Origin of the sequence: Luteimonas fraxinea (assembly GCF_021233355.1) — a bacterium.
GTDB classification, from domain to species: domain Bacteria; phylum Pseudomonadota; class Gammaproteobacteria; order Xanthomonadales; family Xanthomonadaceae; genus Luteimonas; species Luteimonas fraxinea.
This window is the reverse complement of sequence record NZ_CP089507.1, coordinates 425,098-451,920: the sequence shown is the minus strand read 5'-3', so window position 1 is coordinate 451,920 and position 26,823 is coordinate 425,098. Positions and strand designations below refer to the sequence as shown.

Annotated in this window: 23 protein-coding genes, 3 pseudogenes and 1 riboswitch; of the genes and pseudogenes, 7 read left to right on the top strand and 19 right to left on the bottom strand. The window is 67.4% G+C overall.

Annotated elements, in window-relative coordinates; genetic code table 11:
- Positions 1-25 precede the first annotated feature (25 nt).
- The 5 genes from LU699_RS01995 to LU699_RS01975 form a co-directional block, all read right to left on the bottom strand.
- Entirely contained in the window at positions 26-865 is an 840-nt protein-coding gene (locus LU699_RS01995; RefSeq protein WP_232137706.1) for a phosphatidate cytidylyltransferase, read from the bottom strand.
- On the bottom strand, positions 862-1,629 hold the full coding sequence (gene uppS, locus LU699_RS01990) for a polyprenyl diphosphate synthase (protein ID WP_232137704.1): 768 nt from the start codon (positions 1,627-1,629) through the stop codon (positions 862-864). The genes LU699_RS01995 and uppS overlap by 4 nt, the downstream gene beginning before the upstream one ends.
- Before the next feature lie 19 nt (positions 1,630-1,648).
- Positions 1,649-2,206 carry a ribosome recycling factor gene (frr, locus tag LU699_RS01985; RefSeq protein ID WP_232137703.1) on the bottom strand — a complete coding sequence of 186 codons (558 nt, stop codon included), beginning with the start codon at positions 2,204-2,206 and terminating at the stop codon, positions 1,649-1,651.
- Positions 2,207-2,309: 103 nt separating this feature from the next.
- Complete coding sequence (gene pyrH / locus LU699_RS01980) at positions 2,310-3,038, bottom strand: UMP kinase (protein ID WP_232137702.1); 729 nt, start codon at positions 3,036-3,038, stop codon at positions 2,310-2,312.
- 305 nt (positions 3,039-3,343) lie between these two features.
- On the bottom strand, positions 3,344-3,682 hold the full coding sequence (locus LU699_RS01975; RefSeq protein WP_232580463.1) for a hypothetical protein: 339 nt from the start codon (positions 3,680-3,682) through the stop codon (positions 3,344-3,346).
- Between the two features lie 174 nt (positions 3,683-3,856).
- On the opposite strand from LU699_RS01975, the gene LU699_RS01970 reads away from it, so the two are divergent.
- Positions 3,857-6,826: a bifunctional diguanylate cyclase/phosphodiesterase gene (locus LU699_RS01970; protein ID WP_232137700.1), complete on the top strand. Its 2,970-nt coding sequence runs from the start codon at positions 3,857-3,859 to the stop codon at positions 6,824-6,826.
- A gap of 96 nt (positions 6,827-6,922) precedes the next feature.
- Here LU699_RS01970 and LU699_RS01965 read toward each other — a convergent pair.
- A pseudogene (locus tag LU699_RS01965) lies at positions 6,923-8,700 on the bottom strand (putative bifunctional diguanylate cyclase/phosphodiesterase).
- A gap of 383 nt (positions 8,701-9,083) precedes the next feature.
- Positions 9,084-11,972 carry an aminomethyl-transferring glycine dehydrogenase gene (gene gcvP / locus LU699_RS01960; protein ID WP_232137699.1) on the bottom strand — a complete coding sequence of 963 codons (2,889 nt, stop codon included), beginning with the start codon at positions 11,970-11,972 and terminating at the stop codon, positions 9,084-9,086.
- 86 nt (positions 11,973-12,058) lie between these two features.
- Positions 12,059-12,166: riboswitch (glycine riboswitch) on the bottom strand.
- A gap of 351 nt (positions 12,167-12,517) precedes the next feature.
- Between gcvP and LU699_RS01955 the strand changes: the two genes are divergently transcribed.
- Entirely contained in the window at positions 12,518-13,753 is a 1,236-nt protein-coding gene (locus LU699_RS01955) for a multidrug effflux MFS transporter (RefSeq protein ID WP_232137861.1), read from the top strand.
- 71 nt (positions 13,754-13,824) lie between these two features.
- Here LU699_RS01955 and LU699_RS01950 read toward each other — a convergent pair whose 3' ends face one another.
- The 6 genes from LU699_RS01950 to LU699_RS01925 form a co-directional block, all read right to left on the bottom strand.
- Positions 13,825-15,861 (bottom strand): M2 family metallopeptidase, encoded by a 2,037-nt coding sequence (locus LU699_RS01950; protein ID WP_232137698.1) that lies wholly within the window; start codon positions 15,859-15,861, stop codon positions 13,825-13,827.
- Between the two features lie 119 nt (positions 15,862-15,980).
- Positions 15,981-16,487 (bottom strand): hypothetical protein, encoded by a 507-nt coding sequence (locus LU699_RS01945; RefSeq protein WP_232137860.1) that lies wholly within the window; start codon positions 16,485-16,487, stop codon positions 15,981-15,983.
- A 27-nt stretch (positions 16,488-16,514) separates the two neighbouring features.
- Positions 16,515-16,778 carry a cell division topological specificity factor MinE gene (gene minE, locus LU699_RS01940; RefSeq protein ID WP_055248846.1) on the bottom strand — a complete coding sequence of 88 codons (264 nt, stop codon included), beginning with the start codon at positions 16,776-16,778 and terminating at the stop codon, positions 16,515-16,517.
- Between the two features lie 2 nt (positions 16,779-16,780).
- Positions 16,781-17,590, bottom strand: coding sequence for a septum site-determining protein MinD (gene minD / locus LU699_RS01935; protein WP_232137697.1), 810 nt, complete (start codon positions 17,588-17,590; stop codon positions 16,781-16,783).
- Between the two features lie 24 nt (positions 17,591-17,614).
- Positions 17,615-18,394, bottom strand: a complete 780-nt coding sequence (gene minC / locus LU699_RS01930) for a septum site-determining protein MinC (RefSeq protein WP_232137696.1) — start codon at positions 18,392-18,394, stop codon at positions 17,615-17,617.
- Positions 18,394-18,987, bottom strand: a complete 594-nt coding sequence (locus LU699_RS01925; protein WP_232137695.1) for a GNAT family N-acetyltransferase — start codon at positions 18,985-18,987, stop codon at positions 18,394-18,396. Before LU699_RS01925 ends, minC begins: the two co-directional genes overlap by 1 nt.
- Positions 18,988-19,166: 179 nt before the next feature.
- Here LU699_RS01925 and LU699_RS01920 point away from each other — a divergent pair, with 179 nt between their 5' ends.
- The 5 genes and pseudogenes from LU699_RS01920 to LU699_RS01895 all read left to right on the top strand — a co-directional run bounded on the left by LU699_RS01920 (position 19,167) and on the right by LU699_RS01895 (position 23,553).
- Positions 19,167-20,381 (top strand): sensor histidine kinase, encoded by a 1,215-nt coding sequence (locus LU699_RS01920; protein ID WP_232137693.1) that lies wholly within the window; start codon positions 19,167-19,169, stop codon positions 20,379-20,381.
- A gap of 19 nt (positions 20,382-20,400) precedes the next feature.
- Positions 20,401-21,042, top strand: coding sequence for a response regulator (locus tag LU699_RS01915; protein ID WP_232137691.1), 642 nt, complete (start codon positions 20,401-20,403; stop codon positions 21,040-21,042).
- An 83-nt stretch (positions 21,043-21,125) separates the two neighbouring features.
- Positions 21,126-21,194: pseudogene (locus LU699_RS01910) on the top strand (DNA-binding response regulator); the annotation flags it as partial.
- A gap of 593 nt (positions 21,195-21,787) precedes the next feature.
- Positions 21,788-22,942, top strand: a pseudogene (locus LU699_RS01900) (polyketide cyclase); the annotation flags it as partial.
- 239 nt (positions 22,943-23,181) lie between these two features.
- Entirely contained in the window at positions 23,182-23,553 is a 372-nt protein-coding gene (locus tag LU699_RS01895; protein ID WP_232137689.1) for a DUF423 domain-containing protein, read from the top strand.
- A gap of 18 nt (positions 23,554-23,571) precedes the next feature.
- Here the strand turns inward: LU699_RS01895 and LU699_RS01890 are convergent, their stop codons facing one another.
- Genes LU699_RS01890 through LU699_RS01865 form a run of 6 tightly spaced genes read right to left on the bottom strand, consistent with a single transcriptional unit; the run spans position 23,572 to position 26,812 of the window.
- Positions 23,572-24,381 (bottom strand): M15 family metallopeptidase, encoded by an 810-nt coding sequence (locus LU699_RS01890; RefSeq protein ID WP_232137688.1) that lies wholly within the window; start codon positions 24,379-24,381, stop codon positions 23,572-23,574.
- A 54-nt stretch (positions 24,382-24,435) separates the two neighbouring features.
- Positions 24,436-25,263: a CPBP family glutamic-type intramembrane protease gene (locus LU699_RS01885; protein WP_232137687.1), complete on the bottom strand. Its 828-nt coding sequence runs from the start codon at positions 25,261-25,263 to the stop codon at positions 24,436-24,438.
- Positions 25,260-25,439 (bottom strand): DUF4177 domain-containing protein, encoded by a 180-nt coding sequence (locus LU699_RS01880; protein WP_232137686.1) that lies wholly within the window; start codon positions 25,437-25,439, stop codon positions 25,260-25,262. The genes LU699_RS01885 and LU699_RS01880 overlap by 4 nt, the downstream gene beginning before the upstream one ends.
- Positions 25,432-25,623 carry a type II toxin-antitoxin system antitoxin gene (locus tag LU699_RS01875; RefSeq protein WP_232137685.1) on the bottom strand — a complete coding sequence of 64 codons (192 nt, stop codon included), beginning with the start codon at positions 25,621-25,623 and terminating at the stop codon, positions 25,432-25,434. The genes LU699_RS01880 and LU699_RS01875 overlap by 8 nt, the downstream gene beginning before the upstream one ends.
- Positions 25,620-25,961, bottom strand: coding sequence for a hypothetical protein (locus tag LU699_RS01870; RefSeq protein WP_232137684.1), 342 nt, complete (start codon positions 25,959-25,961; stop codon positions 25,620-25,622). The genes LU699_RS01875 and LU699_RS01870 overlap by 4 nt, the downstream gene beginning before the upstream one ends.
- The gene (locus LU699_RS01865) at positions 25,961-26,812 is read right to left on the bottom strand and encodes an SPFH domain-containing protein (RefSeq protein ID WP_232137682.1); all 852 of its coding nucleotides are present in this window, start codon (positions 26,810-26,812) and stop codon (positions 25,961-25,963) included. Before LU699_RS01865 ends, LU699_RS01870 begins: the two co-directional genes overlap by 1 nt.
- Positions 26,813-26,823 lie beyond the last annotated feature (11 nt).

The window sequence follows — 26,823 nt, the reverse complement described above, 5'->3', positions numbered from 1 at the left end:
CGGCACGCGAATACGGATTGCATCGTCAGAAGCCGAGCCAGATCTGGCCGAACGCGAACACCGGCAGTGCTGCCAGCACACTGTCGAGGCGATCGAGCACGCCGCCGTGGCCGGGAATCAGCGTGCCCGAGTCCTTGGCGCCGACGTGCCTCTTGAGCAGGCTTTCGAACAGATCGCCGACCACCGATGCCAGCACGGTCAGCACCGCGACCAGCGCGACCAGCGGCAACTGCGCGACGGTGGCGCCGGCCAGTGGCGCGAATGCCACCGCGACGACCACACCCGCGACGACGCCACCGGCCAGACCTTCGACGGTCTTGTTCGGGCTGATGCGCGGCGCAAGTTTGTGCTTGCCGAACTTGCGGCCGGCGAAGTAGGCGCCGGTGTCGGTGGCCCAGACGATCGCCAGCGCCAGCAGCAGCCAACGGTTGCCATGGCCGCCGTTCTCGCCGGCGTGGATCACGCACAGCGCGGCCCAGGCCGGAATCACCGCCAGCGTGCCGGCAGCGAGCTTGAACACGCGCGCCTTGGTGTCGTGGTCGGAGGCGAAGTCGTAGTGACGCAGCCACAGTGTCGCCAGCAGCCACCAGACGACGCCGATCATCGCCAGGATCTTCAGCAGCACCAGCGAGCCACCGCCGGTCGCCGAGGCCCAGACCACGGCCACCATCAGCAGCAGGTTCAGCGCCAGCAGCGCGGTGCGCGCGAGGGTGTCGTCGATGTCGGTCAGCCGCAGCCATTCCCACAGCGCGGCGAGGAAGATGATCGCCGAGACGGCGGCCATCCACGGCGTATTGAGCAGCAGCACGGCGGCGATGGCGACGGGCGCCATCAGCAGGGCCGCGAGGATGCGGGTCGATGTCATGGGTGGCCCTCCCCGGGCGCGTCCTGTGCGGTGGCGATCTGTTCGCCCGTCAGCCCGAAGCGTCGCTCGCGCGAGGCATAGACCTGTAACGCCTGCTCGAGTTCCTGCGCGCCGAATTCGGGCCACAGGGTCTCGGTGAACCACAGCTCGGTGTAGGCCAGCTGCCACAACAGGAAATTGCTGACGCGCAGATCCCCGCCGGTCCGGATGAAGAGATCCGGTTCCGGCAGGTCGGCCAGCGCGACGCGTGCGCCGAGCGCGGCTTCGTCGATCTGGTCGGGACGCAGCCGGCCGGCCGCGACATCCTCGGCGAGCGAACGCGCCGCCGATGCGATGTCCTGGCGTCCGCCATAACTGGCGGCCACCGCCAATGTGAGGCGCGTGTTGCCGGCGGTCAGCGTTTCCGCCGCCGCCATGCGACCGCGGATGCCGTCGCTGAAGCGGCTGCGCTCGCCGATGAAACGCAGGCGCACGCCGCGGCGATGCAGTTCGCCGACTTCACGGTCGAGCGCGCCGAGGAACAGCTTCATCAGCGCGCCGACTTCCTCGTCGGGGCGGCCCCAGTTTTCGCTGGAGAACGCGAACAGGGTGAGCGCGCCGACGCCGCGTTCGAGGCAGAAATCGATGCAGAGGTTGACGGTGCGCGCGCCGGCACGGTGGCCGATCGCGCGCGGACGCTTGCGACGCGCCGCCCAGCGCCCGTTGCCGTCCATGATGACGGCGATGTGGCGCGGGACGGGCCCGGTCGGAATTGGCGCGTTCATGCGGACTGCGGCCAGGCCGTCAGACCGACATCAGTTCCTGTTCCTTGGCCTTGACGACCTCGTCGACATCCTTGATCGCCGAATCGGTGATCTTCTGGATCTCGTCCTCGCTGCGGCGCTCGTCGTCTTCGGAGATCAGCTTCTCCTTGAGGAGTTCCTTGATCTGCTGGTTGGCATCGCGGCGGATGTTGCGGATGGCGACCTTGCTGTCCTCGCCTTCGCTGTGCACGACCTTCGACAGGTCACGGCGGCGCTCTTCGGTCAGCGCGGGCAGGTTGAGGCGGATCGTCGTGCCGGCGGTGTTCGGGGTCAGGCCGAGGTCGGAGCCGAGAATCGCCTTCTCGATCGCACCGACGATCTGCTTTTCCCACGGCGTGATCATCAGCGAGCGGGCATCGGACACCACCACGCTGGCGACCTGGTTCAGCGGCATGTCCGAACCGTGGTAGTTGACCTTGATGTTGTCGACCAGTGCGGTCGACGCGCGGCCGGTGCGCACCTTGACCAGCGTGTGCTTGAGCGCTTCGACGCTCTTGGCCATGCGGGTCTGGGTGTCTTTCTTGATGTCGTTGAGCATGGGCAGCCCCGGTCCGTGTGCGAATCGGACGATTATAAGCGTCCGGGGCCGACGACGGGGCCGGGTGATGCCGCAGCGCAGCGCGAGGCCGCGCGGAACGGGCTCAGCTGCGGCCCTGCACCAGCGTGCCGATCGGCTCGCCACGCAGGATGCGCAGCAGCACGCCGGCCTGGCTCATGTCGAAGATGCGCAGCGGCAGATCGGAATCGCGCGCGAGCGCGAATGCCGCGGTGTCCATGACTTCGAGGCCCTGGCGCAGCACTTCGTCATAGGTCAGGCGGTCGTAACGCTTGGCATCGGGCACCTTCTTCGGGTCGGCGTCGTACACGCCATCGACCTTGGTCGCCTTGAGCAGCAGATCCGCGCCGATCTCGATGCCACGCAGCGCGGCGCCCGAATCGGTGGTGAAGAACGGGCTGCCGACGCCGGCGGCGAAGATCGCGATGCGGCCCTTTTCCAGATGGCGGATCGCACGACGGCGGATGTAGTCCTCGCAGACGTCGTTGATCTTGATCGCACTCATGACGCGGGCACGCGCGCCGCGCTTCTCCAGCGCATCCTGCATCGCCAGCGCATTGATGACGGTGGCGAGCATGCCCATCTGGTCGCCGGTGACGCGGTCCATGCCGGCCGCAGCCAGGCCAGCGCCGCGGAAGATGTTGCCGCCGCCGATGACCAGACCGACCTCGGCGCCGGCCTTCTGCGCCTCGATCACTTCATCGGCCAGACGACCGATGACCTTGGGATCGATGCCGTAATCCTCGTCGCCCATCAGGGCCTCGCCGGACAACTTGAGCAGGACGCGGCGGTAGGCGAGAGGGGCAGACGACATACGGTGACTCCGGGGGCGAGGACGGTGCGGATTCTAGGGGATCGACGCTGGCCGTGCGCGAACCGGATGTCAGGTTTTCGTTGTGAGCGTGTGCGAATGCCTTCGCTCCACACCGGATCGATCGGCATTTGGAGCCGAAAGCGTGCGAAAGGCGGATGCGCAGTGGCCAATCTGCGGACGCGCGGGCCATGACGACGGTTTGGCTGCAGGTCTGTGCGCGCACGTGTGCGCACGTTTCAAACGGACAACCCGAAAACGCGAGTTCGCACGCACGGCGCCGGCCAGTGCGCGACGCCCGCTGCAGATCAGGCGTCTTCCGACGTGCCGTCCCTGGACGCGTTCGATGCCTTCGACTCCGCCTCGTCATCGGCCCCGGTCGTCGGTGGCGGGACCTCTTCGACGCTGCCATCAGCATGGACGCGACGTTCGAATGACGGGCCGGAGGTCAACGAGGCATCGTTGCCTTCGGCGGAACGGTTGTTGTCGTGCGCGTAATCGTCGCCGCGTGATGCCTTGCGGTCATTGACTGCCACGTGATCGGCCTGCTGCGCCTGATCGGGATTGGTTGCGGACTTGGACGACTTCGACGTCATGGCGGGCATCTCCGGATTGGGTCTACCAACCGTGAGGCACAGCCTGAGCATGCGCTGTGAATCAGGGCGGTACGTGCGCGCAGGGGCCGTCGTCTTCGCGCCAACGGCCGTTCTAGAAGACCTTTCAGATTTTTCTCAAGGACGCATTCAATGCCTTTCGCGGCATCCTTGAAGCTTCAAAAGGGAGTGCGAGCCAGACTGTCGCTGCACGCAGACAGGTCCGAGATGGAGACCGACGCCGACAACAAGCAGCAACGACGATTGCGGTCCGTCCGGGCGATGCGCAATACCGGCATCTGGCTCGGGATCGTGCTCACCGTCGGTCTGTGCGCACTGGTGCTGCTCGATCGACAGGCGCGTCTGGATGCGGCGTCCCGTCAGAGCATGGCGCTTGCCACCGGTGTCGATCGTCTGCTGCATTACGAGCTGCGCAACATCCAGCGCGCGATGCACGGCATCGCGGCCGGACAGGCAGCCGACGCGACACTGCCGGCGCCCGAAGCGGCCGCCCGTCTCGACGCCCGGGTCCATGGCGTCGTGAACCGTCATCAGGAACTCGAGGCCGTCCTGCGTTTCGATGCGAACGGCAATGCCACGCCGCTCGCCGATCCCCGGCTCAGCAAATGGGTCCGGTCCCTGAAGCCGGATGACGTCTCACTGGCCGCAGGCCCGCTACTGCCGTTGTCCAAAGGCTGGTTGCTGCCGCTTGCGGTGCCCACGCGTGATGGCACCTGGATGGTGGCCATGTTCCGTACCGGCGAACTGGAGAACATGGTCAACGCGCTGGATATCGGACGCGAAGGCAGCGCGACGATCTACACCCAGACCGGCGTCGTCGTGGCGCGTTTCGGACATCTGGGCACGCATGTCGGCAAGCGGATCGATCTGCCGGCCGGTGCGCGCGGCGAGGGCGCGCGCCTCAGCGAACACATGGTCAGCCAGCTCGATGGCGTCAAGCGTGCGGTGACCTTCAGCAATACCAGCGATTATCCGTTCGTCGTCAGCGCCGGTATCGGCTTGCACGAAGCCCTCGCGCAGTGGCGGATCTACGCGACTTCGGCGCTGGTGCTGGCGCTGCTCTACTGGGGCGTGTTCGGTCTGGTACTCCGACGCGCGCGGCGTGACGAGAACGCGCGCAAAGGGCTGGCTGCAGAAGTCGCAGAACAGGCTGACTGGCTGCAGCAGGCCCAGCTCGCATCCGGTACCGGCGTCTGGCGCCTCTATCCCACCCAGGGCTATGTGCGCGCCACCGACGAGATGGTCGCGCTCTACGGATTGGCGCGACGCGGTGGTCGGGTACCGGTGAACGATTTCTTCGAGCGTATCCACGAGGACGACCGCACACGCATCCATGGCGAACTGTCGGCATCGCAGATCGACCGGCAACCCTTCGTGCAGGAATACAGGGTGCGACTCGACGACGGCCGCGTGCGCTGGCTCAAGGCCCGTGGCGCGACGGTCTGCGACGAGGGCGAGCCGGTGATGACCGGCACCGTCATCGATGTGACCGAACGCCGCGATTCACAGCAGCGGATGGAGCGCGCCGAACTGCAGTTCCGGCACATCTTCGAGCGCAATCCACTGCCGGCCTGGGTCTACGATCTGGAAGACCTGCATTTTCTTGCGGTCAACGAGGCGGCGGTCGAGACCTACGGCTACAGCCGCGAAGATCTGTTGCACATGGCGATCACCGATCTGCTCGCACCGGAAGACCAGGCCGCCGGTCGTGAAGCGTTGATGCCCGGCGGTGGCGAGGACGCGCAGGACCGGCTGTGGATGCTGATGACCCGCGACGCGCGGCACATCGAGGTACGCGTGCACGCGCGCACGATCGAACTCGACGGGCGGGCGGCGCGCCTCGTGCTGGCCGAGGACGTCAGCGTGCGCATGGGGTACGAACGGGATCTGGCCTGGCGCGCGAACCACGATCCGACCACTGGCATGCTGACCCTCGCTGCGCTCGCCGAGCAGCTCGACTCCCACTGTTCGGCCGATGGCGAAGCCGGGTTCGCCATCGCCTACGTGCAGCTGCGCGACCTCGAGCTGATCGCGCCGACGCTCGGCCGCCGCGCCGGCGAGAACATCCTGTGCGAAGCCGCTGCGCGCATCAGCGACGTCGCCGAGCGTTACGGCGCCTGCGGCTACATGCCGTCCGAGACCTTCGTCGTCGCCGCGCTCGACCCCCGCGAGCTGGGCGCGATGGTCACCGCTTTGCTGGACGTGATCGGCATGCCGGTCGAGGCCGAAGGCGGCACCTTCCCGCTGGAAGCCTGGATCGGACTGGCGAGTGGCCCATGCGAGGACGCCAGCGCAGAAAAGGTGATCGGACATGCGGCGCTGGCGTCACTGCATGCGCGGCGCGAGAACCAGCAGGTCGTGCACTACAGCGCGGCGATGGCCGAACAGGCGTCGAGCCGTCTGGCAATGGTGCGACAGCTGCGCCAGGCGCACGAGCGCGGCGAGTTCGAACTGCATTTCCAGCCGATCCATCGACTGCACGATGGCAGCCTCGCCGCGATCGAAGCCCTGCTGCGCTGGCGCCAGCCCGACGGCAGCTATGTCTCGCCGGCGCAGTTCATTCCGCTGTGCGAGGAATCCGGCCTGATCGTGCCGATCGGCAGCTGGGTGCTGGAGGAATCCGCGCGCATGCACGCGCGTCTGGTTGCTGCCGGGCACGACGAAGTGGCGATCGCGGTGAACGTCTCGGCGGTGCAGTTCGAAGCCGACATGACGCCGGAATCGATCCGGAAGCTGTTCGAACGCCACGCATTGCCGCCGCGCGCGCTGCATCTGGAACTGACCGAGAGCGTGCTGCTGCGGCATCCCGACGATGCGCGATCGCTGATGGGCACGCTGCGCAACGAAGGCCTGTGCCTGTCGATCGACGACTTCGGCACCGGCTTCTCGAGCATGGCGTATCTGCGCGAACTGCCGCTCGACCATCTGAAGATCGATCGCGCCTTCGTGCGTGACGTGACGGAGGATCCGCGCAGCGCCGCGATCTGTCGCGCGCTGATCGCGCTCGGCCATGGCCTGGGGCTCGCGATCATCGCCGAGGGCGTCGAGGAACCCGAACAGCTCGAATGGCTGCGCGCGCATGGTTGCGACCAGGCGCAGGGCTACCACCTCGGCCGTCCGATGCCGATCGATGCGCTGCTGGAAAGCCTGGCCGAAGAGACCAGCGATATCGTCTGACACGACGCGCCCGCGCCTCCGGGACCGGAAGACGGCGGACGTTTCGTCAGTGGATGGACCGCCGGGCGCTCGAGGTCAGACGAATCCGGTATTGGGTCAGAGCCGCGGGCCGATCGCCGCGGCGTCGCCGGGCATGCCGAAATGGAAGCCCTGCAACGAGGTGCAGCCAAGCTCCGTCAGCAACCGCTGCTGCGCTTCGGTCTCGACGCCTTCGGCGATCACGGACAGGTTCAAGGTGCGACCAAGCGCGATGATCGCCGAGACGATCGCGGCGTCCTCGCTGCCAGCGACCAGATCCTTGACGAAGGCGCGGTCGATCTTGAGTTCGCTGGCCGGCAGGCGCTTGAGATACAGCAGGCTGGAATAGCCGGTGCCGAAGTCGTCGATCGAGATCTGCACGCCCAGTGCCGACAGTCGCTGCAGGATCGCCAGACTCGCTTCCGGGTCGTGCATCGCGGTCGATTCGGTGATCTCGAGTACGAGCGACGACGGCGGCATGCCATGGCGCGCGAGCGCTTCCTTGATCTTGCCGAGCAGGCCGGGATGACCCAGCGGCCGATCTCGAGAATCAGGCCGGTCTTCTCGGCCAGCGGAATGAAGGTGGCCGGCATGACCAGGCCGCGCTCGGGATGGTGCCAGCGCAGTAGTGCCTCGACACCGATCAGCGGCCCGTCCGGTGCACGCACCTTCTGCTGATAGTTCAGGGTGAACTGACCCAGTGCGAGCGCCCGTCGCAGATCCTGGATCAGCGCGAGCTCGGCGTGCGCGCCGCGGTTCATCGACGGCTCGAAGAAGCAGTAGGCATTGCGGCCCTGGTCCTTGGCCGAATACATCGCCGCATCGGCGTTCGCCATCAGTTCGCGCGCATTGGTGCCATCGGCGCCGAAGATCGCGATGCCGATGCTGCCGGTTACGTTGAGTTCGCCGGCTTCGATCTGCACCGGCATCGCGACGGTCTGCAGTAGTTTGTCTGCGAGCGTCGCCGCATCGCTGGGATCCTTGATGTCGGCGAGCACGACGAACTCGTCGCCGCCCAGCCGCGCCAGCGTGTCTTCAGCGCGGATTTCCGCGGTGAGATGACGTGCGACCTGCAGCAACAGGCGGTCGCCGATCGGATGGCCATAGGCATCGTTGACCGCCTTGAATCCGTCGAGATCGACGAAAAGCAGCGCGAAGCGGTTGCCGTTGCGCACCGCGCGGCGGATCGCGTGTTCGAGGCGATCCTCCAGCAGCAGACGGTTCGGCAGCTTGGTGAGGTTGTCGTGCAGAGCGAGATAGGTCAGCTCCTGGTTCGCCTTCTTCAGCGAATCGCTGAGCAGGGTGGTGCGCTCCTGCAGGCGGCGGTCGAGGATCGAGGTCGTCAGTGCCATGCCGAGGATCGCGAACGTCGTCGCGCCGACCAGGCTCGCGAGCCACTGCGGCGAGATACCACCGGCGATCGCGGCGCCGCAGATGCTGCCTTCGGGAAAGCCGGCCGCGGCCATGCCGGTGTAGTGCATGCCGACGATCGCTACGCCCATCACCAGCGCCGCCAGGCTGCGCGCGCGCACCACACCGGCGCCTTCGCGGCGCAGCGAGAACGCGATCCACAGCGCCGCGCCGGCGGCGACGATCGCGATCACGATCGACAGCGCGAACCAGCCCGGGTGGTAGTCGATGCCCGGCTGCACGTGCATGGCTTCCATGCCGACGTAATGCATGGCCGCGATGCCGGCGCCGAGAATCAAAGCCGCAACACCGAGCTTGCGCGCGGGCAGGTCGCGTCCGGAGATCACGTGCAGGGCGTAGGCCGAGCTGCAGATCGCGATCAGCAGCGAATACAGCGTCACCGCGAGGTCGTAGCCCTGCGGGATCGGCAGCTCGAACGCGAGCATGCCGAGGAAGTGCATCGACCAGATGCCGAAGCCCATCGCGACCGCGCCGCCGATCAGCCAGCTGCGCGAGGCCCAGCCGTCACTCGCGGCGATCCGGCCGGCCATGTCGAGGGCGACATAGGACGCGAATGCCGCGACCACGTACGAGATGGCGACGAGCAGCGGGTTGTAGGTGCCGACGAGCATGGGACTGGACCGGAGCGGGGGAGGCTGAGCCTCTGTAGCAACCCGCGTGCCAATGTTCAGAAATGGTGAAGCCCGCCGCGACGCGGTGGGGTTCCGTGCCTACGGCGGAGACAACAGACCCGACCGTACGGTCGGGTCAGGTTGTGACGCAATTCGCAGATCGACCGGGGCGTCGCCGGCTGATCCGCATCCTCGGATCAGACGACGTCGGGTTCGCTGAAGGCTTCCGGCTCGTCTTCGGCCGAACCGACCGGGATGCAGCTGCAGAACACGTTCTTGTCGCCGTGCACGTTGTCGACGCGCGCGACCGGCGGCCAGTACTTCGTGTGGCGCAGCGTCGCCAGCGGGAACGCGGCCAGTTCGCGCGGATAGGCGTGGGTCCACTCGCTGGCGGTGACCTGCATCGCGGTGTGCGGCGCGTGCTTGAGCGGATTGTCCTCGCGATCCAGACGGCCGTCCTCGATCGCGTGGATCTCGTCGCGGATCTGGATCATCGCGTCGATGAAGCGGTCGAGTTCGTGCAACGATTCGCTCTCGGTCGGTTCCACCATCAGTGTGCCGGTGACCGGAAAACTCAGCGTCGGCGCGTGGAAACCGAAGTCGATCAGGCGCTTGGCGACGTCCTCAGCGCTGATGCCGGTCGCATCCTTGATCGGGCGCAGATCGAGGATGCATTCGTGCGCGACGAGGTCGTTGCGGCCGGTGTAAAGCGTGGGGTAGTGCGGCGCCAGACGCTTGGCGACGTAGTTGGCATTGAGCAGCGCGACCTGGGTGGCGCGACGCAGACCGTCGGCGCCCATCATCGCGATGTACATCCAGCTGATCGGCAGGATCGAAGCGGAGCCATGCGTCGCCGCCGAGACCATGCCCACCTCGCCGTCGCCGCCAAGCGCGCGCGGCAGATACGGCGCGAGATGCGACTTGACCGCGCACGGGCCGACGCCCGGGCCGCCTCCGCCGTGCGGAATGCAGAAGGTCTTGTGCAGGTTCAGATGGCTGACGTCCGAGCCCCACTTGCCCGGCCTGGCCACGCCGACGAGGGCATTCATGTTGGCGCCGTCGGTATACACCTGGCCGCCATGCTGGTGGACGATGTCGCAGATCGCGACCACATCTTCCTCGAACACGCCGTGCGTGGACGGGTAGGTGATCATGATCGCGGCCAGACGGTCGGAATATTTCTCCGCCTTGGCACGGATGTCGTCGACGTCGACGTTGCCGTCCTTGTCGCAGCGGGTCACGACGACGGTCATGCCGACCATCTGCGCGGACGCCGGATTGGTGCCGTGCGCGGATTCTGGAATCAGGCAGATGTCGCGATGGCCCTGGCCCTGCGCCTGCTGGTAGGCGCGGATCGCCAGCAGGCCGGCGAACTCGCCCTGCGCGCCCGAATTCGGCTGGAAACTCACCGCGTCGTAGCCGGTGATCTCGACCAGCATCGCTTCCAGGCCGTCGATCAGTTCGGTGTAACCCACGGTCTGGTCGGCCGGCGCCAGCGGGTGGATGTTGCCGAACTCGGGCCACGTCACCGGAATCATCTCGGCGGTCGCGTTGAGCTTCATCGTGCACGAGCCCAGCGGGATCATCGTGCGGTCCATCGCCAGATCGCGATCGGCCAGCGTGCGCATGTAGCGCAGCAGCTCGTGTTCGCTGTGGTGCGTGTTGAACACCGGGTGGGTCAGGAACTTCGTGTCGCGCGCGAGCGTTTTCGGCAGCGCGTCGGTGGTCGCGGTGTCGAGTGCTTCGATGTCGATCTCGGCGCCGAAGAGCTTGGCCAGCGCGACGACTTCGTCGCGGGTCGTGGTCTCGTCGAGGCTGATGCCGACCGACGACGCGTCGATCACGCGCAGGTTGAAACCGGCATCGCGCGCCTTGCCATGCAACGCGTCGGCATCGACGCCGGTCACGTGCAGCGTGTCGAAGAACGCATCGCCGACGGGGACGCCGGCCTGGCCCAGCGCGGCGGCCAGGATCGAGGCGAAGCGGTGCGTGCGACGGGCGATGCGGGTCAGGCCGTCGGGGCCGTGGTAGACGGCGTACATCGACGCCATCACCGCCAGCAGCACCTGCGCGGTACAGATGTTCGACGTCGCCTTCTCGCGGCGGATGTGCTGCTCGCGGGTCTGCAGCGTCAGGCGGTAGGCCTGGTTGCCGGCCGCATCGACCGACACGCCGATCAGGCGGCCCGGCATCGAGCGCTTGTAGGCATCGCGGCAGGCCATGAAGCCGGCGTGCGGGCCACCGAAACCGAACGGCACACCGAAGCGCTGCGAGTTGCCGACGACGATGTCGGCGCCCCAGCGGCCCGGCGCCTGGATCAGGGTCAGTGCCAGCAGATCGGTCGCGACCGCGACGATGCCGCCGCGCGCGTGCACGGCATCGGCGACTTCGGCGTGATCGCCGATGCGGCCGAAGGTGTTCGGGTACTGCAGCAGCACGCCGTAGGTGTCGGCGTCCTTGGCGCCCGCAGCGGGGCCGATCAGCAGTTCGATGCCGAGGCCATCGGCGCGCGTGCGCAGCACGTCGAGGGTCTGCGGATGCACATCGTCGGCGACGAAGAACACATTGGACTTCGACTTCGCCGAACGCTTGGCCAGCGTCATCGCTTCGGCGGCAGCGGTCGCCTCGTCGAGCAGCGAGGCGTTCGCGATGTCCATGCCGGTCAGGTCGGTGACCATCGTCTGGAAGTTGATCAACGCTTCCATGCGGCCCTGCGAGATCTCCGCCTGGTAGGGCGTGTAGGCCGTGTACCAGGCCGGGTTCTCGAGGATGTTGCGCAGGATGACGTTCGGCGTGTGCGTGCCGTAGTAGCCCTGGCCGATGACGCTGCGCAGCACGGTGTTCTGCTGGGCGACCTTGCGGATCTTCGCCAGCGCGTCGACTTCGGTCATCGCGTCGGGCAGGGCCAGCGGCGCGCGGGACGCGATCTTGCCCGGCACGATCGCATCGGTCATCGCGTCGAGCGAATCGTGGCCGACCACGCCGAGCATGTGGGCGATCTCGGCGTCGTTCGGGCCGATATGGCGTTCGACGAAGGCCGAGTGGTGTTCGAGGTCGCGCAGGGTCGAAGCGGTCATGGCGGGCATCCGAAAAAAGGCGGGGCTCAGGAATGCCGGCGTCCGCCTGCGTCGATCCGCTCGGGTCGACGCAGGCGCAAGACCACCGGTCTTCCGCGTGCCCCTCTGTCCTTTTGCCTGAGAGTTTGGAAGCGGTGCGCTTCGTGCCCCTTCGGCGCCGGATGCGCCCTTGACGGGCCCCCGGTCTCTCCAGAGTGTTGCCGCTGCAGCGGTACTGGGCCTGAGCGATTCCGGGCGGTTGCGCCTACGGCAGGGACGCTCACGAGGAGCGCCCGCTTCTCCCACTGCATACGCGGCGCAGTATACCGGCCACGTTGCGCGCTCGCGCGTGTCGCGGGGGCGCGGCGGAACGCGCCGTTGCCGGGGCGTCGGCATCGACCGGCCTATGATGTCGCGCTTCCAGGCGGCCGCCGCGCCGCGCCCGGTCCGTGAATGCGGACGTCTGCCGGTGTCCCAATGTCCGAATCCTGTTGCCCTGCCGCCTCCAGCGCGTCGGCGCCTTCCCATGCATTCACTTCACGCGCGCGGCAGGTGTCCGCGTGAGACAGCCACGCATGCCGTCGATCCGCGCGCTGGCCCTGCTGCTGGCGGGCCTGGCGATGTTCGGCCCGTTCTCGATCGACACGATCTTCCCGGCGTTCCCGGCGATGGGCAGCGATCTGGATGCCGATCCGGCGGCGATGCAGCAAACCATCGCGGTGTATCTGATCGCCTACGCGCTGATGAGCATCGTCCACGGGCCGCTGTCGGATGCGATCGGCCGGCGCGCGGTGATCCTCGGCGGGCTGGCGATCTTCGTGGTGGCGTCGGTGGGCTGCGCGCTGTCGACCGATCTGACCACACTCTTATCGTTCCGCGCGCTGCAGGGGCTGTCTGCCGGCGTGGGCCTGATCGTCGGGCGCGCGGTGATCCGTGACGTGCTGCAGGGCGATGACGCCCAGCGCCTGATGAGCCAGGTCATGATGATCTTCAGCATCGCGCCGGCGATCGCGCCGATCATCGGCGGCTGGCTGCTGGGCTGGGGCCGCTGGCCGCTGATCTTCTGGTTCCTGGTCGCGTTCTCGCTGGTGCTGCTGGTCGTGGTCTGGCTGTGGCTGCCGGAAACCCATCCGCGCGAACACCGCATCTCGCTCGCGCCGAAGCGCCTGCTGCGCGACTACATGTCGATCGTCGCGAACAGCCGCTTCCAGCGCATCGCCGCGGCCGGCGCGTTCAATTTCTCGGCGCTGTTCCTGTACATCGCCTCCACGCCGGTGTTCGTGGTCGATGTGCTGGGCCTCAACGAACGCCAGTTCGGCTGGTTCTTCGTGCCGATGATCAGCGGCATGATGATCGGCTCCTGGGTCTCGGGCCGCGCAGCGGGACGCATCACCGGCACGCGTCTGGCGAACATCGGCTTCGCCTGCAGCGGCGTCGCGGTGGCGCTCAACGTCGCCTACAACCTGCTGGTCGACCAGCCCGCGATTCCGTGGGCGGTGATGCCGGCGATGCTCAATTCGTTCGGCATCGCGCTGACATTCCCGATCCTGACGCTCGCGATCCTCGACATGTACCCGCGCCAGCGCGGCTCGGCGTCGTCGCTGCAGGCCTTCACCGGTCTGGTGCTCAACGCCGCGGTCGCCGGCCTGCTGTCGCCGCTGGTCAGCCATAAGCCGCTGCTGCTGGCGGTGACGTCGGCAGCCTTCATGCTGGTCGGCTGGATGTTCTGGCGTTGGGAACTCTCGCGCGGCACGCGACCGCCGGGATGTCCGCGCGATCCCGCATCCCTGGAGCCGACAGACCAGATGTGAGTCTGGTGGTCCGCTGAAACGAAGAAGGGCCGGCAAATGCCGGCCCTTCTTCGAGTCCACGCGATGTGGGATCAGCCCTGCGTCGGCGCCGGTGCAGCCGGCTGCGCGGCCGGTGCAGGTGCGGGGGACTGCGCGGTGGCCGACGCGGTCCAGCCGCAGGTCTTGCCTTCGTTCTGCTGGGTGAGCCACGTCTGCAGCGGTGCGAAGTATTCGAGCACCGGCGCGGCGTCCATCTGCTCGCCGCCGGTCAGTTCCTTCAGCGTCTGCTGCCACGGCTGGCTGTTGCCCTTCTCCAGCATCGCCCAGAACTTCTCGCCGGCCGCCTTGTTGCCGTAGAAGCTGCACTCGTTCAACGGGCCGGTGTGGCCGGACGCATCGCACAGCGCCTTGTAGAACTGGAACTGCAGCACGTGCGACAGGAAGTAACGCGTGTAGGGCGTGTTGCCCGGCACGTGGTACTTGGCACCGGCGTCGAAGAACTCTTCGCCGCGTGCGGTGGCCGGGGCGACGCCCTGGTACTGCGCCTTCAACGACCACCACGCGCTGTTGTAGTTCTCCGGCGTGATCGAGCCGTCGAACACGCCCCAGCGCCAGCGGTCGATCATCAGGCCGAACGGCAGGAACGACACCTTCGCCAGTGCCATGCGCATCTGCGAATTGACCAGCGATTCCTGCGTCTGCTGCTGCTCGCCGACCAGACCGATCGACTGCAGATACTGCGGCGTCATCGACAGCACGATGGTGTCGCCGATCGCCTCGTGGAAACCATCGTGCGCACCGTTCTGGAACAGCGGCGGACGCCCGTTGTAGGCGAGGTAGTAATAGACGTGGCCGAGCTCGTGGTAGATCGTTGTGAAGTCTTCCTCGTTCGGCTTGGTGCACATCTTGGTGCGCACGTCCGGCTGAGCATCAGAACCCTCACCGATCTTGACGCCCATGTCCCAGGCGCTGGCGTGGCAGACCACGTCGCGGTCGCGCGGCTTGATGAACTGCGTCTTCGTCCAGAAGCTCGCGGGCAGCGCGGGCATGCCGAGCGAGGTGTAGAAATCCTGCGCGCGCTCGTTCATCTGCCTGGCGTTGTCGATCTGCGCGGCGTGGGCGATGTCGGCGCGACGATCCGAATCGATCAGCGCGTTCTCCTTGACCATCCGCTCGTTGAGCTGCGCCTGATAGTTCTTCTCCAGCGCACCGGTGATGTCGAGATCGCCGGCGTTGGGGTAGGGCTGCAGCACGTCCCACAGGTTGCCCCAGTCCTGCTGCCACATGTTGCCCATCAGATGTGCGGGCAGCAGGCCGCCGTCGACAGTGCCGCGGCCGGGATAGCGCGCTTCAAGACGCGTACGCGTGTAGCAGTGCAGCTGCTCGTAGAGCGGCTTGACCTGGTTCCACAGGCGATCGGTCTCGGCGGCGAGTTCGGCGGGTGGCATGTCGTAACCCGAGCGCCAGGCCTCGCCTGCATCGGCGAAGCCGAGGTCGCGCGAGCCTTCGTTGACGAGTTCGACGAAGCGCGTGTAGTCGGCGCGCATCGGCTGGGCGATCGTGTGCCAGCCCTGCCAGGCGTCGAGCTGCGCGTCGTAGTCGCGGCTGCTGCGCAGCACGTCTTCGAGCTGACCCAGCTGGCGGCAGCTGCGTGCTTCGCCTTCGCCGGTGCAGTACTGGCCGGTGCCGTAGGTGCGTTCCATCTTCGACGCAATCTTCGTCAGTTCGGCGAGGTGTTCGGGATTGCGCGGCGGCGGCATCGACGCGCCGAGCTTGAGCAGATTGATCGCGCGTGCGGTTTCGGGCGACATCTGCTGGCCTTCGAACGTGCGTGCCTGCTCGATCCAGCTGTTGAGCTGGGCGAGATAGCGCTCGTTGTACTTGGCGGCCAGCAACCCGCTGTCATCGTTGATGTAGGTCGCCGACAGCCACTGCGAGGCGGTCAGCTCGGGCATCAACGTGCGCACTTCTTCGTTGACACGGGCGATGAACTGGTCGGCAGTCTCGCCGGCGGGGGTCGCGGCAGTACCGGCCGGCGTCGCGGCATCGGGGGATTCGGAGCGGTTGCAGCCGGCGAGCGTCAGGCTCGCGGCCACGGCGAGGGCGAGCAGGGCGTGGCGTTGTTTCACGGACAGCTTCCGGTCATCTAGGGAACGGGGAGGCTAGTGCGCCGCCCACGGAGCTGCAAGTGTCGATGTGCCGATGCGACTGCGCGCGCTTGCGCACGCGAGTTCTCCGCCTCGCGCGTCTACAGCGCGACAGCGTCCAGGCGGTCCACCGCGGGCAACAGATCGCGCGCGATCAGCCAGCTGCGCGCGTCTTCGGCATCCTGCTCGAACCAGGCGCGCGCCGAGCCGAGGCGGAAGGTGTAGCCCCAGGTGTCCATGTCCGCCATCAGGCGTTCGCGGCCGACACCGGGCAGGGCATCGGCGAGCACGATCTGCAGATAGCAGGTCGCGTCCTCTTCCTCGACCGAATCGGTCGCATCGGTATGCACTGCGGCGCGGCGCTCGGGCGGGAGCACGATCAGATGGCCGGCTTCGTGCAGCAGCGAATGCACCGGCGTGTCGCCACGCGCGTGCACATCCACGCCGATGATGCCGGCCTCCGGCGCGCCCCAGTAACTGCCCGGAATCGGCGCGCCGTCGGGCACGTGATGCAGGGTCAGCCCGTAACGGGCGAGCAGGGCGGCGGGCGCGTCGAACCCGATGTCGGCCAGACACAGCACGTGTCCGGCCGCGTCGGCCGTCTCGATGTCGCGAGGCGCATCCACCCGTACGACTCAGGCGGTGGCCTGACGCTCTTCGGGCAGCGCGACCGAGATGTCGAGGACGTCGTGGTCGCCGTCCTTGACCAGATCCACCTTCACCGCTTCGACGTCGATGCTGACGTATTTGCGGATCACTTCCAGCAGCTCGCGCTGCAGCAACGGAAGGTAATCGGGGGCACCGCGATTGGTCCGCTCCTGCGCGACGATGATGCGCAACCGGTCCTTCGCGATCGAGGCGGTGTTCTTCTTCGGCTTGAGGAAATCGAACATACCCATGATCAGCCTCCGAACAGCTTGCTGAAGAAGCCCTTCTTGTCGGTGGTCGTGAAGCGCATCGGGCGCTCCTGGCCGAGCAGGCGTGCAACCGCATCGTCGTAGGCCTGACCGGCGTTCGACTCGGCCGACAGGATCACCGGCTCGCCCTTGTTGGACGCATTGAGCACGTCGCCCGACTCCGGGATCACGCCGATCGTCTTCAGGCCCAGCACTTCCTCGACGTCGGTGATCGACAGCATTTCGCCGGTCTCCACGCGCGCCGGGCTGTAGCGGGTCAGCAGCAGGTGCTCCTGCACGCGCTCGCCGTTCTCGGCGCGGCGGGTCTTGGACTGCAGCAGGCCGATGACGCGGTCGGAGTCGCGCACCGACGACACTTCCGGGTTCACGACCACAACGGCGCGATCGGCGAAGTACATCGCCAGGAACGCGCCCTTCTCGATGCCGGCCGGCGAATCACAGACGATGTATTCGAAGCCGTCGTCGGCGAGTTCCTTGAGCACGCGTTCCACGCCTTCGGTGGTCAGCGCGTCCTTGTCGCGAGTCTGCGACGCGGCCAGCACGTACAGATTGTCGAACCGCTTGTCCTTGATCAGCGCCTGCTTGAGCGAGGCTTCGCCCTGCACCACGTTGACCAGGTCGTACACCACGCGGCGCTCGCAGCCCATGATCAGGTCGAGGTTGCGCAGACCCACGTCGAAGTCCACGACCGCCGTGCGCTTGCCCTGACGGGCGAGGCCGATGGCGATGCTCGCGCTGCTGGTGGTCTTGCCGACGCCGCCCTTGCCCGAGGTGACTACGATGATTTCAGCCAAAACACATCTCCTGGTGTGTCGCCGTCACTCGAGTGCGGCGATCTTCAATTCGTCATGCTCCAGCCAGACCTGGACGGCCTTGCCATGGAGTTCGCGGGGAATATCGTCCAACACCTTGTAGTGGCCCGCTACTGCGACCAGCTCGGCGTGGAAACTGCGGCAGAAGATACGCGCAGTCGCGCTGCCCTGTGCGCCTGCCAGTGCACGGCCGCGCAACGGGCCGTAAATATGGATAGAACCGTCGGCAATGACTTCGGCGCCGGCGCCGACCGAGGACAGCACGGTCAGGTCGCGATTCTGGGCGTAGAGCTGCTGGCCCGAACGCACCGAACCCGCCTGCACCAGACCCGGCTCGACCGCTGCGGCGGCAGGGGCGGCCTTCGCGGCCGGCGGCGGCGCGGCCGGCTCCGGCGCCGCGCGCGAGGGCGCAGGCGCGGGTACCGCGTCGGCGTTCTCGTACTGGGCGCGGAACTTGGACAGCACCGGCAGGTCCAGCGATTCGGCGAGTGAGGCATTGGCCGGGCTGCCCCAGGCCAGTGCGACCGGCAGCGCGCCGGCGTCACGCAGCGCGTCGATCAGCGCCTGCGCCGTGGTCGTGTCGGGCAGTTCGGCCAGACCGCCGAAATCCAGGATCACCGCGGCGCGGTCGAAGAGCTTGGGCGCGCGCGTCACTCGGCTGCGCATTTCCTCGGCCAGACGCGCGACGTCGAGCGTGCGCACACGCAGGTTGGCAATGCCGACCTGGCCGATCTTCAGTTCGCCGGCCGGTTCGAAATCGGCGGCGGGGGCGGGGCGGGACGCCATCAGGCTTTCGTCTCCTCGGTGTTGCGGGCAGGCACGCGGGGGCGGCCCAGCCAGGGTTCGTCGGGCAGGGTGCCGCCGTAGGTCTCGCGCACCCAGGCATAGCTGCACAGGTCCTTGACCAGCATCGACGCGCGGATGTCGGTGCCCGGCATCACGTGCTGGCCCACCTCGCGGAACCCGAAGCTGCCGTGGAACAGGCGCACCGGATCGTTGTCGTGTTCGAGGAACACTTCGCAGGTCAGCAGCGGGTGGCGCACCTCGGAATAGCTCTGCACATCGGCGTAGAACGCGCGGCCGACACCGCCGCCGCGACGGCGGCTGGCGACCACGACGCGATCGATATAGAAGAAATCGGGGTAGTGCGATTCGAACCAGCGGAAATTGCTGCTGTCGTGACCGCTGCCGGCGCCGAAGCCGATCAGGAAACCGACCATCGCCCCGTCGCGCTCGGCGACCCGGAAATACTCCGCGGTGTCGTGCAGATGGCGAAGACGGGCCGCATCCAGCGGCAGGATCGAGGGACCGGCGGCATTGTTGAGTTCGAGGATGGAATCCAGCTCGTGCGCATGCACGTCGCGGACGACGATCGACATTCCAGACTCCAGAGACTACCGATGGACGCGCGAAACGACCGGTCTGCGGCGCTCCTGCCGCTGCGCGTCGCACAAGGCCGGATTATTGCATGCCGGGGACCACCGGGCGACCGGCGGCGACACCGGCGGCATGACTTCAGGCCCGTCCGGACGCGCCAACATGCGCCTAACATGCCGGCATGCTCCGTGATCTGAACCACAATCGTCTGCTCCGCATCGCCGGCCTGTTTACCTGGGCGGTGATCGGCCTGCCGTTGCTGATGCTGTCGCTGGCGCCGGTGGAGCAGTTGACCGACGGCGGTGTGCGCGTGGCGCTCGACAGCTGGCCGAGCTGGGCGGCGTGGGCGGTGTTCGGACTGAGCTATGCCTGGCTCACCCGCGGGCTCGGCGAGCGCCGTGTCCGCGCATTCGACCAGCTGCTGGTGCTGCTGCTGGCCGGCAGTGCGATCGCGATCAGTTATTACAGCCAGAGCGGCCTGGGCAGCATCCTGCTGATGATCGTGGCCTGCGTGCTGCCGTGGCTGCTGCCGCTGTGGGTGGGGGTGGCGCTGCTGGTGGCCTGCGAGTTCGTCATCGTGCCGGTCTACGTGCGCGGCTTCGATTTCACCTGGCCCGAGGCGGTGCTGCAGGCAGCGCTGTATGTCGGCTTCACCGGCTTCGCCTTCGTCACCGGCTTCGTCGCCCACCAGCAGGCGCAAGCGCGCGAGAACCAGCGTCGGCTCAACGCCGAGCTGCGCGCGACCCGCGCATTGCTGGCCGAAAGCGTGCGCGTCAACGAACGCACGCGCATCTCGCGCGAACTGCACGATCTGCTCGGCCACCATCTCACCGCGCTGAGCCTCAACCTCGAAATCGCCAGCCATCTCGCCAGCGGCCAGGCGCAGGAACACGTGGGGCAGGCGCAGACGCTGGCCAAGCTGCTGCTCAGCGATGTGCGCGAGGCGGTGAGCCAGTTGCGCGACGACGATGCGATCGACATGCGCGCGACCCTGCTGCCGCTGGCCGAGCACGTGCCCAGCCTGCAGGTCGACATGCAGTTGCCGGTGCAGTTCGTCGTCGACGATCCCGAGCGCGCGCACGTGCTGCTGCGCTGTACGCAGGAAATCATCACCAATGCCGTGCGCCATTCCGGCGCCAGCCTCCTGCGCCTGCGCTACAGCCAGGACCGCGACACGATCCGCGTCGACGCGCGCGACGACGGTCGCGGCGCGGAGGCGGCGCGCATCGGCAACGGCCTGACCGGCATGCGCGAGCGGCTGGCGGCCTACGGCGGCACCTTGCATGTGGAAACCGCGCCCGATCGCGGTTTCGTACTCAAACTGGAACTGCCGCTGGCGGATGCGACCGGGCTGCGCGATGCTGCGCGGCGGGGCGAAGCGCAGTCGCCGGCATGAATCCGCAATGGGAGGCACCATGATCCGAGTCTGCCTGGTCGACGACCAGACCCTGGTGCGCCAGGGCATCCGCTCGTTGCTCGCGCTCGATGGCGGCATCGAAGTGATCGCCGAGGCCTCCGACGGCCGTCAAGCGGTCGAGACGATTCCCGAGTGCAAGCCCGATGTCGTGCTGATGGACATGCGCATGCCGGCGATGTCCGGACTCGAAGCCATCCAGGCCCTGTCGCGCGCGGGCACGCTGCCGCCGACGATCATCCTGACCACCTTCGACGACGACCAGCTGGTGCTGGCCGGACTCAAGGCCGGCGCCAAGGGCTATCTGCTCAAGGATGTGTCGCTGGACCAGCTGGTCGGCGCGATCCGCACCGTCGCCGGTGGCGGTTCGCTGGTGCAGCCGGCGGTGACCCAACGCCTGCTGACGGGCCTGGAGCAGATGCGCAACGAGTTCGTCAGTCTCGACAAGCCGGACCCGCTGACCGATCGCGAGACCGAGATCCTGCGCCTGATGGCCGGCGGCTTCTCCAACAAGGAAATCGCCAATTCGCTGGGCGTGGCCGAAGGCACGATCAAGAATCACGTGTCGAACATCCTGTCCAAGCTCGGCGTGCGCGACCGCACACGCGCCGTGCTCAAGGCGTTCGAACTGCAACTGGTCTGACGGCAGGATGTCCGGCCCGCCGCAGCACGGCGGGCGTTCGCGTGGCCAGCGAGGCAATGCCTCGCAAGCGGGGCCTGCTCACCCTGTCCAAGCTCGGCGTGCGCGACCGCACCCGCGCCGTGCTCAAGGCCTTCGAAATGCAACTGGTCTGACGGCAGGATGTCCGGCCCGCCGCTGCACGGCGGGCGTTCGCGTGGCCCGCGAGGCAGTGCCTCGCAAGCGGGCCCTGCTCACCCTGTCCAAGCTCGGCGTGCGCGACCGTACACGCGCCGTGCTCAAGGCCTTCGAACTGCAACTGGTCTGACGGCAGGATGTCCGGCCCGCCGTTGCACGGCGGGCGTTTGCGTGGCCCGCGAGGCGATGCCTCGCAAGCGGGCCCTGCTCACCCTGTCAAGCTCGGCGTGCGCGACCGCACCCGCGCTGTGCTTTAGGCCTTCGAACTGCAACTGGTCTGAGTGACCCCGCGCGCCCTTGGAAGGGCGCGTGGCAGTGCTGGCACCGAGCCCCGTTCGCAGCGGAACATCCGCGGTCGCCACGCCGCATCACGCGGCCGCTTCACCGGGCGCCGACATCGACTTGCTGAATGTGCCGTCGCCCTGCGTGGTGAGCGGTTCGCGGGCGCGCATCGCGCCGGTCGGGCCGACTCGCGCTTTGATGCTTGATTGGACTCGCCCGGTAACACGCAACTTGATACGATTGCCGGTCTGTGCCGCCTCAGGCCGGATTTGGTCCTGGAGAACTCTGAATGACCCGTCTGCTCGAACTGCTGATTTCATGCGTCATCGTCGCCGTGCTGTTTCTCGTGGTGGCCGTCCTGCTTCCCTCCAGCCGCACCCTGACCGAATCAGCGGAAACCAACCGCCGCCAGACGATCGTGTTCGACACGCTCAACAGCGTGCTCCGCTTCAAGGACTGGTCGCCGGTCACCGCGTATGACCCGAACGCAACGCTGAAGGTCTCCGGTCCCGAAGCCGGCGTCGGTGCCCGCATCGACTACAGCTCGTCCCTCAAGCGCGTCGGCGACGGCAGCTGGGAAATCACCGAATCCGAGCCGGGCGCCCGCGTGGTCTACGCGGTCGAGAACCCGACCCGCGGCAACAACAAGACGACCACCTTCACGTTGAAGCCGACCGGTCGCAACAACCGCAACATCGAAATCACCCAGACCTACAGCGTCGATTACGGCTGGGATCTGCTGGGCCGTTTCGCCGGCCTGTACGTCAGCCGCAACATCGGTGACGGCATCAAGCTGGGCCTGGGTCGTCTGACCAACATGCTGGCCGCGGTGCCGAACGTCGACTACCGCGCCGAAGGCAGCACGCTGGCAAACCTGGCCGCCGCCGACCGTCCGGCCGAGAACCTGCTGGTCGTCGCCGCCGGCGCCGTCGAGCGCAACAACCAGATCATCCAGGACTCGATGAAGGCCAACGTGGAGTGGATCAACCGCACCATGGCCGCGAACAACCTCGAGGCCGCCGGTCCGCTGCGCATCATCACCACCGAGCTGGGTCGCGAGACCTACACGTTCGACATCGCGCTGCCGGTCCGCAAGCGCGGTGCCGGTCCGGCCACGCCTGCTGCACCGGCTGCTGCCGATGGCGAGGGTGAAGAGACCGCTGCCGCCGCGCCGCCGGTTGCCGCACCGACCACCGACGCCGTCGAACTGACCGGTCTGGAACTGCTGGGTCCGGTGAAATCCGTGTTCCTGCCGCGCGCCCGCGTCGCCAAGGCGAACTACAAGGGCTTCATGGCCGAGCTGGACAACGTCCGCAACGCCGTCCGCGCCTGGGCACTGACGCAGGGTTACGAAGTCACCGACCGTCCGTACGAGAACTACGTCAACGGCATCGATACCGCGTTCACCGAGAACGGCGAGTTCGAGGTGTTCTGGACGCTGCGTGATCCGAATGCTGCACCCGCCGCCGCTGCACCGGCGGCAGCGCCGGCTCCGGCTGAAGCCCCGGCGCCGGCCGAGGCGGCCGAGGCACCTGCGGCGGCTCCGGCCGAGTAAGCAGGCGCACTCGCGCAGCTTGTGCATCGCACGCCGCATCCTCCGGGATGCGGCGTGTGTCGTTTCAGGGCCGCTGTTTTCCTGCGCGCGGTCCGCATCGCGCCGCAAACGTGGCAACGGAGCAGGCAATGGGAATCGGATCCGGACGCAATGCGCGGCACATGGGCGGACTGGTCGCGGCCGGCGCGCTGCTGGCGGGTGTGTCCGTCGGACTGTCGGCCTACGCCGCACACGCCGTCGACGGCGATGCGCGCACCGCGCTGCAGACCGCGGCGGTATTCGCCTTCGGCCACGGCATCGCGCTCGTGCTGCTGGGTCGCGCGGTGCGCGGCACGATCGAGCTGGCCTCTCTCGTCGCGTTGCTGATCGGTACGCTGCTGTTCGCCGGCGCGCTGGTGTCGCGGCACCTGTTCGGCGGACCGTCGTTCTTCGCGCCCTGGGGCGGCATGCTGACGATGCTCGGCTGGCTGCTGCAGGCTGTGGCCGCACTGCGGCGCTGATCGCGGCGCAGCAGTCGCTCAGTCGGCGGCGGACCGGTACCGCCAGTGCCAGGGTTCGTAGACGATGCCGTGCGGGTTGTCGCGCGGATAGCTCATCGTGAAACCATGGTCGGCGGCGTGGCGCGTGAGCCACTCGAATGCCGCCGTGCTCTCGAAAGATTCTTCGGCAGACGGCTCACCCGGCGCACTGATATCCAGCGCGCTGCCGGCGTGGTGTTCGCTGTAACCGGGTGCCGCATTGACGGCGAGGATCGCGTCGAGCGACAGGCCGCGCGCGCGTTTGCGATCGAAGATGCCCAGCTGGTAATCGTGGCTGCGATAGCCGGAGACCGCATCCAGCGCGACGCCCTCACGTGCGGCTGCTGCATGCAGCGCGTGCCAGGCGCGCGCTGTGTTCGACTCCAGCCACAAGGGCCGGCGATAGCGGTCGACACCGGCGAACGCCAGCCAGGCAGGCTCGGCGACGAGCTCGAGTCCGGTGCGCGCGGCGTAGTCGTCGGCGTCCAGACCCAATGCTTCGAGCCGGGCCTCGACCTGCGACAGCGGCAGATCGGGCGTCGCCGCGTGCGTCGCATGCGACGTACTCGCATCGATCAGGTCCAGCGCATCATCGATGCCGGCCTCGCGTTGCCAGCGCGGCATCAGCCCGATCACGCCTTCAGGCAGCACCGCTGCGAGATACGCGCCATCACGTTTGCGCCGCAGCACCTGCGTCGCACGCGACAGCACCCGCGCATCACGATTGCTGCGCGCCCGCAGCAGGCGCGCGGGCCAGAGTTCCATGGCGAGTGTGTTGAGCAGGAGGCGGGACGATGGATGGGGATGCATGCGTCCAGCTTAGCGATGCCGGTGCGCGCCGTCAGGAAAGCCGTAGGTGGGTGACTAGAGCACGCCCTGCGGCAGCAGCAGCGGCACAAGTGCATGCAGCACCAGATCGGCGGCGAAATGCGAGAGCACGGCCATTTCGAAACCGCGCTTCCAGTACAGCCAGCCGAACACGACGCCACCGATGCCGTTGAGCAACAGCGTGCGCACGACGACGCCCGCGTCGAGGCCCCAGACCATCGATGCCGCCGGCAGATGGCCGAGTCCGAACAGCAGCGCGGCGATCAGGATCGCGGCCCATGCGACGCGCGGCGACAGCGTGCCGTCGAAGCCGGCGCGCCTGCGCAGCAACCATGTTGCGGCCCACGCGATCAGCGTCATCAGGAACAGGCGCAGCTGCAGTTCTTCGACGATGCCGCCATAGAACGATCCCATCAGACCGTACAGCGCACTGCGCGCGCCTGCGATGTCGGTCATCCGGATCTCCGTCGTCGGCAACAGCAGCGGATCGAACACGCGCGACAGCACGAGGATCGCGATCGCGACCGCAACGCCCAGGCCGATCGTCTGCCACGGCTTGCGATCGCGGATCCGCGCGTCGCCATGCCGGCTGACCCAGTGCTGCAGCAATGGCGCGCCGAGTCCGACGCGGTGCCCCATGCGCAGACCGCTCCACGCGAGCAGCGCGCACAGGATGAACATCGACATCGCCTGGATCGCGATCAGCGCCGGCAGCGCGATCGCGCCGCCGCCGGTCATGCGCGCAGGATCCATCTGCAGCAGGTAGGGAATGACCGCGAGCGTGGCGACTGCAGCGGCAGCGGCGAGCAGGACCGCGATGCGCAGGTCCTGCCGCGGACGCGGCGTGGCGAGGGCTGCGCTCATGCGCGTCGCTTGAGAAACAGCAGGGTAGGGCCGACCGGTGCGGCGTACACGGCGTTGACCAGTTCCCAGCCCTGCAGTCCCAGCGACTGCAGGCGCGCCTCGATGTCCGTCGGCTTGATCCCGCCCAGCAGGCTCACCTTGATTTCCTCGACCTTGTACTGCCAGCGCTCACTCATGACCTGTGTCCTTCGAAACTTCGGATTCGGATGCCGGCGCGATACGGCCCGCGCGTCGCAGCGCATCGCGCAGCAGGAATTCGATCTGCGCGTTCGCACTGCGCAGATCGTCGTCGGCCCAGCGCTGCACGGCCGCGAGGATCGCGGCATTGATGCGCAGTGGATAGGCCTTCTTGTCGCTCACCCGCGACCGCCTCGCACGCGGCGCTTGGCGCTGGCGACGGTGAAGATGCACGCGGCCGCGAGGCCGTTGACTGCGAGAAACATCACCACGATCAACGCGAGCAGGCGCCGTTCCTGATCGCCCCACAGCGCGAGGCCGAGCGCCGTGGCCAGCATCGCCAGTCCGATCATGCGCAGCAGCCGTGCGAGTTTGTTGTCCAGGACGGCCTTGTCGCGCACCGTCATGCCGCCGCTGCCGTTCGACAGCGGGAGGCGGCCCTGCACCAGCCAGCGCGCGGACACGAAGGCTGGCACCGCCATCAGCGCGAACACGATCGCGGCGAGGTGATGCGGCGCCATCAGTACAGCGAGCCCGTGTTGATGATCGGCTGGGTGCCGCGATCGCCGCACAACACGACCAGCAGGTTGCTGACCATCGCCGCCTTGCGCTCTTCGTCCAGCGTGACGACGCCGCTCTTCTGCAACTCCATCAGCGCCATTTCGACCATGCCGACCGCGCCAGCGACGATGCGCGTACGCGCGGCGATGACTGCGTTCGCCTGCTGGCGCTGCAGCATCGCGTGGGCGATTTCCGGTGCGTAGGCGAGATGGCTGATGCGCGCGTCGAGCACGTCGACGCCAGCCGCGGTCAAGCGCTCGTCGAGGTGTTCCTTGAGGCGATCGGAAATCTCGGTGGGATGGCTGCGCAGCGAGATCTGGTCGTCCTCGTGCTGGTCGTAGGGATAGCTCGTCGCCATCGCGCGCAGCGCCGCTTCGGACTGGATGTGCACGAAGCTCTCGTAATCGTCGACGTTGAACACGGCCTCGGCCGAATCGACGACGCGCCAGACGATGACCGCGGCGATTTCGATCGGGCTGCCTTCGAGTTCGTTGACCTTGAGCCGGCCGCTCTCGAAGTTGCGCACGCGCAGCGAGACTTTCTTCTTGGTGAAGAACGGGTTGTTCCAGCGCAGGCCGGCGTCCTTGACCGTGCCGACGTACTTGCCGAACAGGCTCAGCACAGCCGCCTGGTTTGGCTCGATCATGTAGTGGCCGATCAGGGTGAACGCGGTCGCCAGGGCGACGACGATCGCGACGACCGGCAGCACCCCGCCGGTGCCCGTCAGCGTCCACGCGCACAGGGCGAGGACCACCAGCTGGACCAGCAGGACCGGGATGCCGGGCAGGGAGCGGATCGGGTTCTCTTGCATCGCGGCGTCCT

What these genes read in the sequence shown, in the direction of transcription:
- LU699_RS01995 (WP_232137706.1), bottom strand. Translation starts at nt 865, where the DNA reads ATGACATCGACCCGCATCCTCGCGGCCCTGCTGATGGCGCCCGTCGCC.
- uppS (WP_232137704.1), bottom strand. Translation starts at nt 1,629, where the DNA reads ATGAACGCGCCAATTCCGACCGGGCCCGTCCCGCGCCACATCGCCGTC.
- frr (WP_232137703.1), bottom strand. Translation starts at nt 2,206, where the DNA reads ATGCTCAACGACATCAAGAAAGACACCCAGACCCGCATGGCCAAGAGC.
- pyrH (WP_232137702.1), bottom strand. Translation starts at nt 3,038, where the DNA reads ATGTCGTCTGCCCCTCTCGCCTACCGCCGCGTCCTGCTCAAGTTGTCC.
- LU699_RS01975 (WP_232580463.1), bottom strand. Translation starts at nt 3,682, where the DNA reads ATGCTCAGGCTGTGCCTCACGGTTGGTAGACCCAATCCGGAGATGCCC.
- LU699_RS01970 (WP_232137700.1), top strand. Translation starts at nt 3,857, where the DNA reads ATGGAGACCGACGCCGACAACAAGCAGCAACGACGATTGCGGTCCGTC.
- gcvP (WP_232137699.1), bottom strand. Translation starts at nt 11,972, where the DNA reads ATGCCCGCCATGACCGCTTCGACCCTGCGCGACCTCGAACACCACTCG.
- LU699_RS01955 (WP_232137861.1), top strand. Translation starts at nt 12,518, where the DNA reads ATGCCGTCGATCCGCGCGCTGGCCCTGCTGCTGGCGGGCCTGGCGATG.
- minE (WP_055248846.1), bottom strand. Translation starts at nt 16,778, where the DNA reads ATGGGTATGTTCGATTTCCTCAAGCCGAAGAAGAACACCGCCTCGATC.
- minC (WP_232137696.1), bottom strand. Translation starts at nt 18,394, where the DNA reads ATGGCGTCCCGCCCCGCCCCCGCCGCCGATTTCGAACCGGCCGGCGAA.
- LU699_RS01925 (WP_232137695.1), bottom strand. Translation starts at nt 18,987, where the DNA reads ATGTCGATCGTCGTCCGCGACGTGCATGCGCACGAGCTGGATTCCATC.
- LU699_RS01920 (WP_232137693.1), top strand. Translation starts at nt 19,167, where the DNA reads ATGCTCCGTGATCTGAACCACAATCGTCTGCTCCGCATCGCCGGCCTG.
- LU699_RS01915 (WP_232137691.1), top strand. Translation starts at nt 20,401, where the DNA reads ATGATCCGAGTCTGCCTGGTCGACGACCAGACCCTGGTGCGCCAGGGC.
- LU699_RS01895 (WP_232137689.1), top strand. Translation starts at nt 23,182, where the DNA reads ATGGGAATCGGATCCGGACGCAATGCGCGGCACATGGGCGGACTGGTC.
- LU699_RS01890 (WP_232137688.1), bottom strand. Translation starts at nt 24,381, where the DNA reads ATGCATCCCCATCCATCGTCCCGCCTCCTGCTCAACACACTCGCCATG.
- LU699_RS01885 (WP_232137687.1), bottom strand. Translation starts at nt 25,263, where the DNA reads ATGAGCGCAGCCCTCGCCACGCCGCGTCCGCGGCAGGACCTGCGCATC.
- LU699_RS01880 (WP_232137686.1), bottom strand. Translation starts at nt 25,439, where the DNA reads ATGAGTGAGCGCTGGCAGTACAAGGTCGAGGAAATCAAGGTGAGCCTG.
- LU699_RS01870 (WP_232137684.1), bottom strand. Translation starts at nt 25,961, where the DNA reads ATGGCGCCGCATCACCTCGCCGCGATCGTGTTCGCGCTGATGGCGGTG.
- LU699_RS01865 (WP_232137682.1), bottom strand. Translation starts at nt 26,812, where the DNA reads ATGCAAGAGAACCCGATCCGCTCCCTGCCCGGCATCCCGGTCCTGCTG.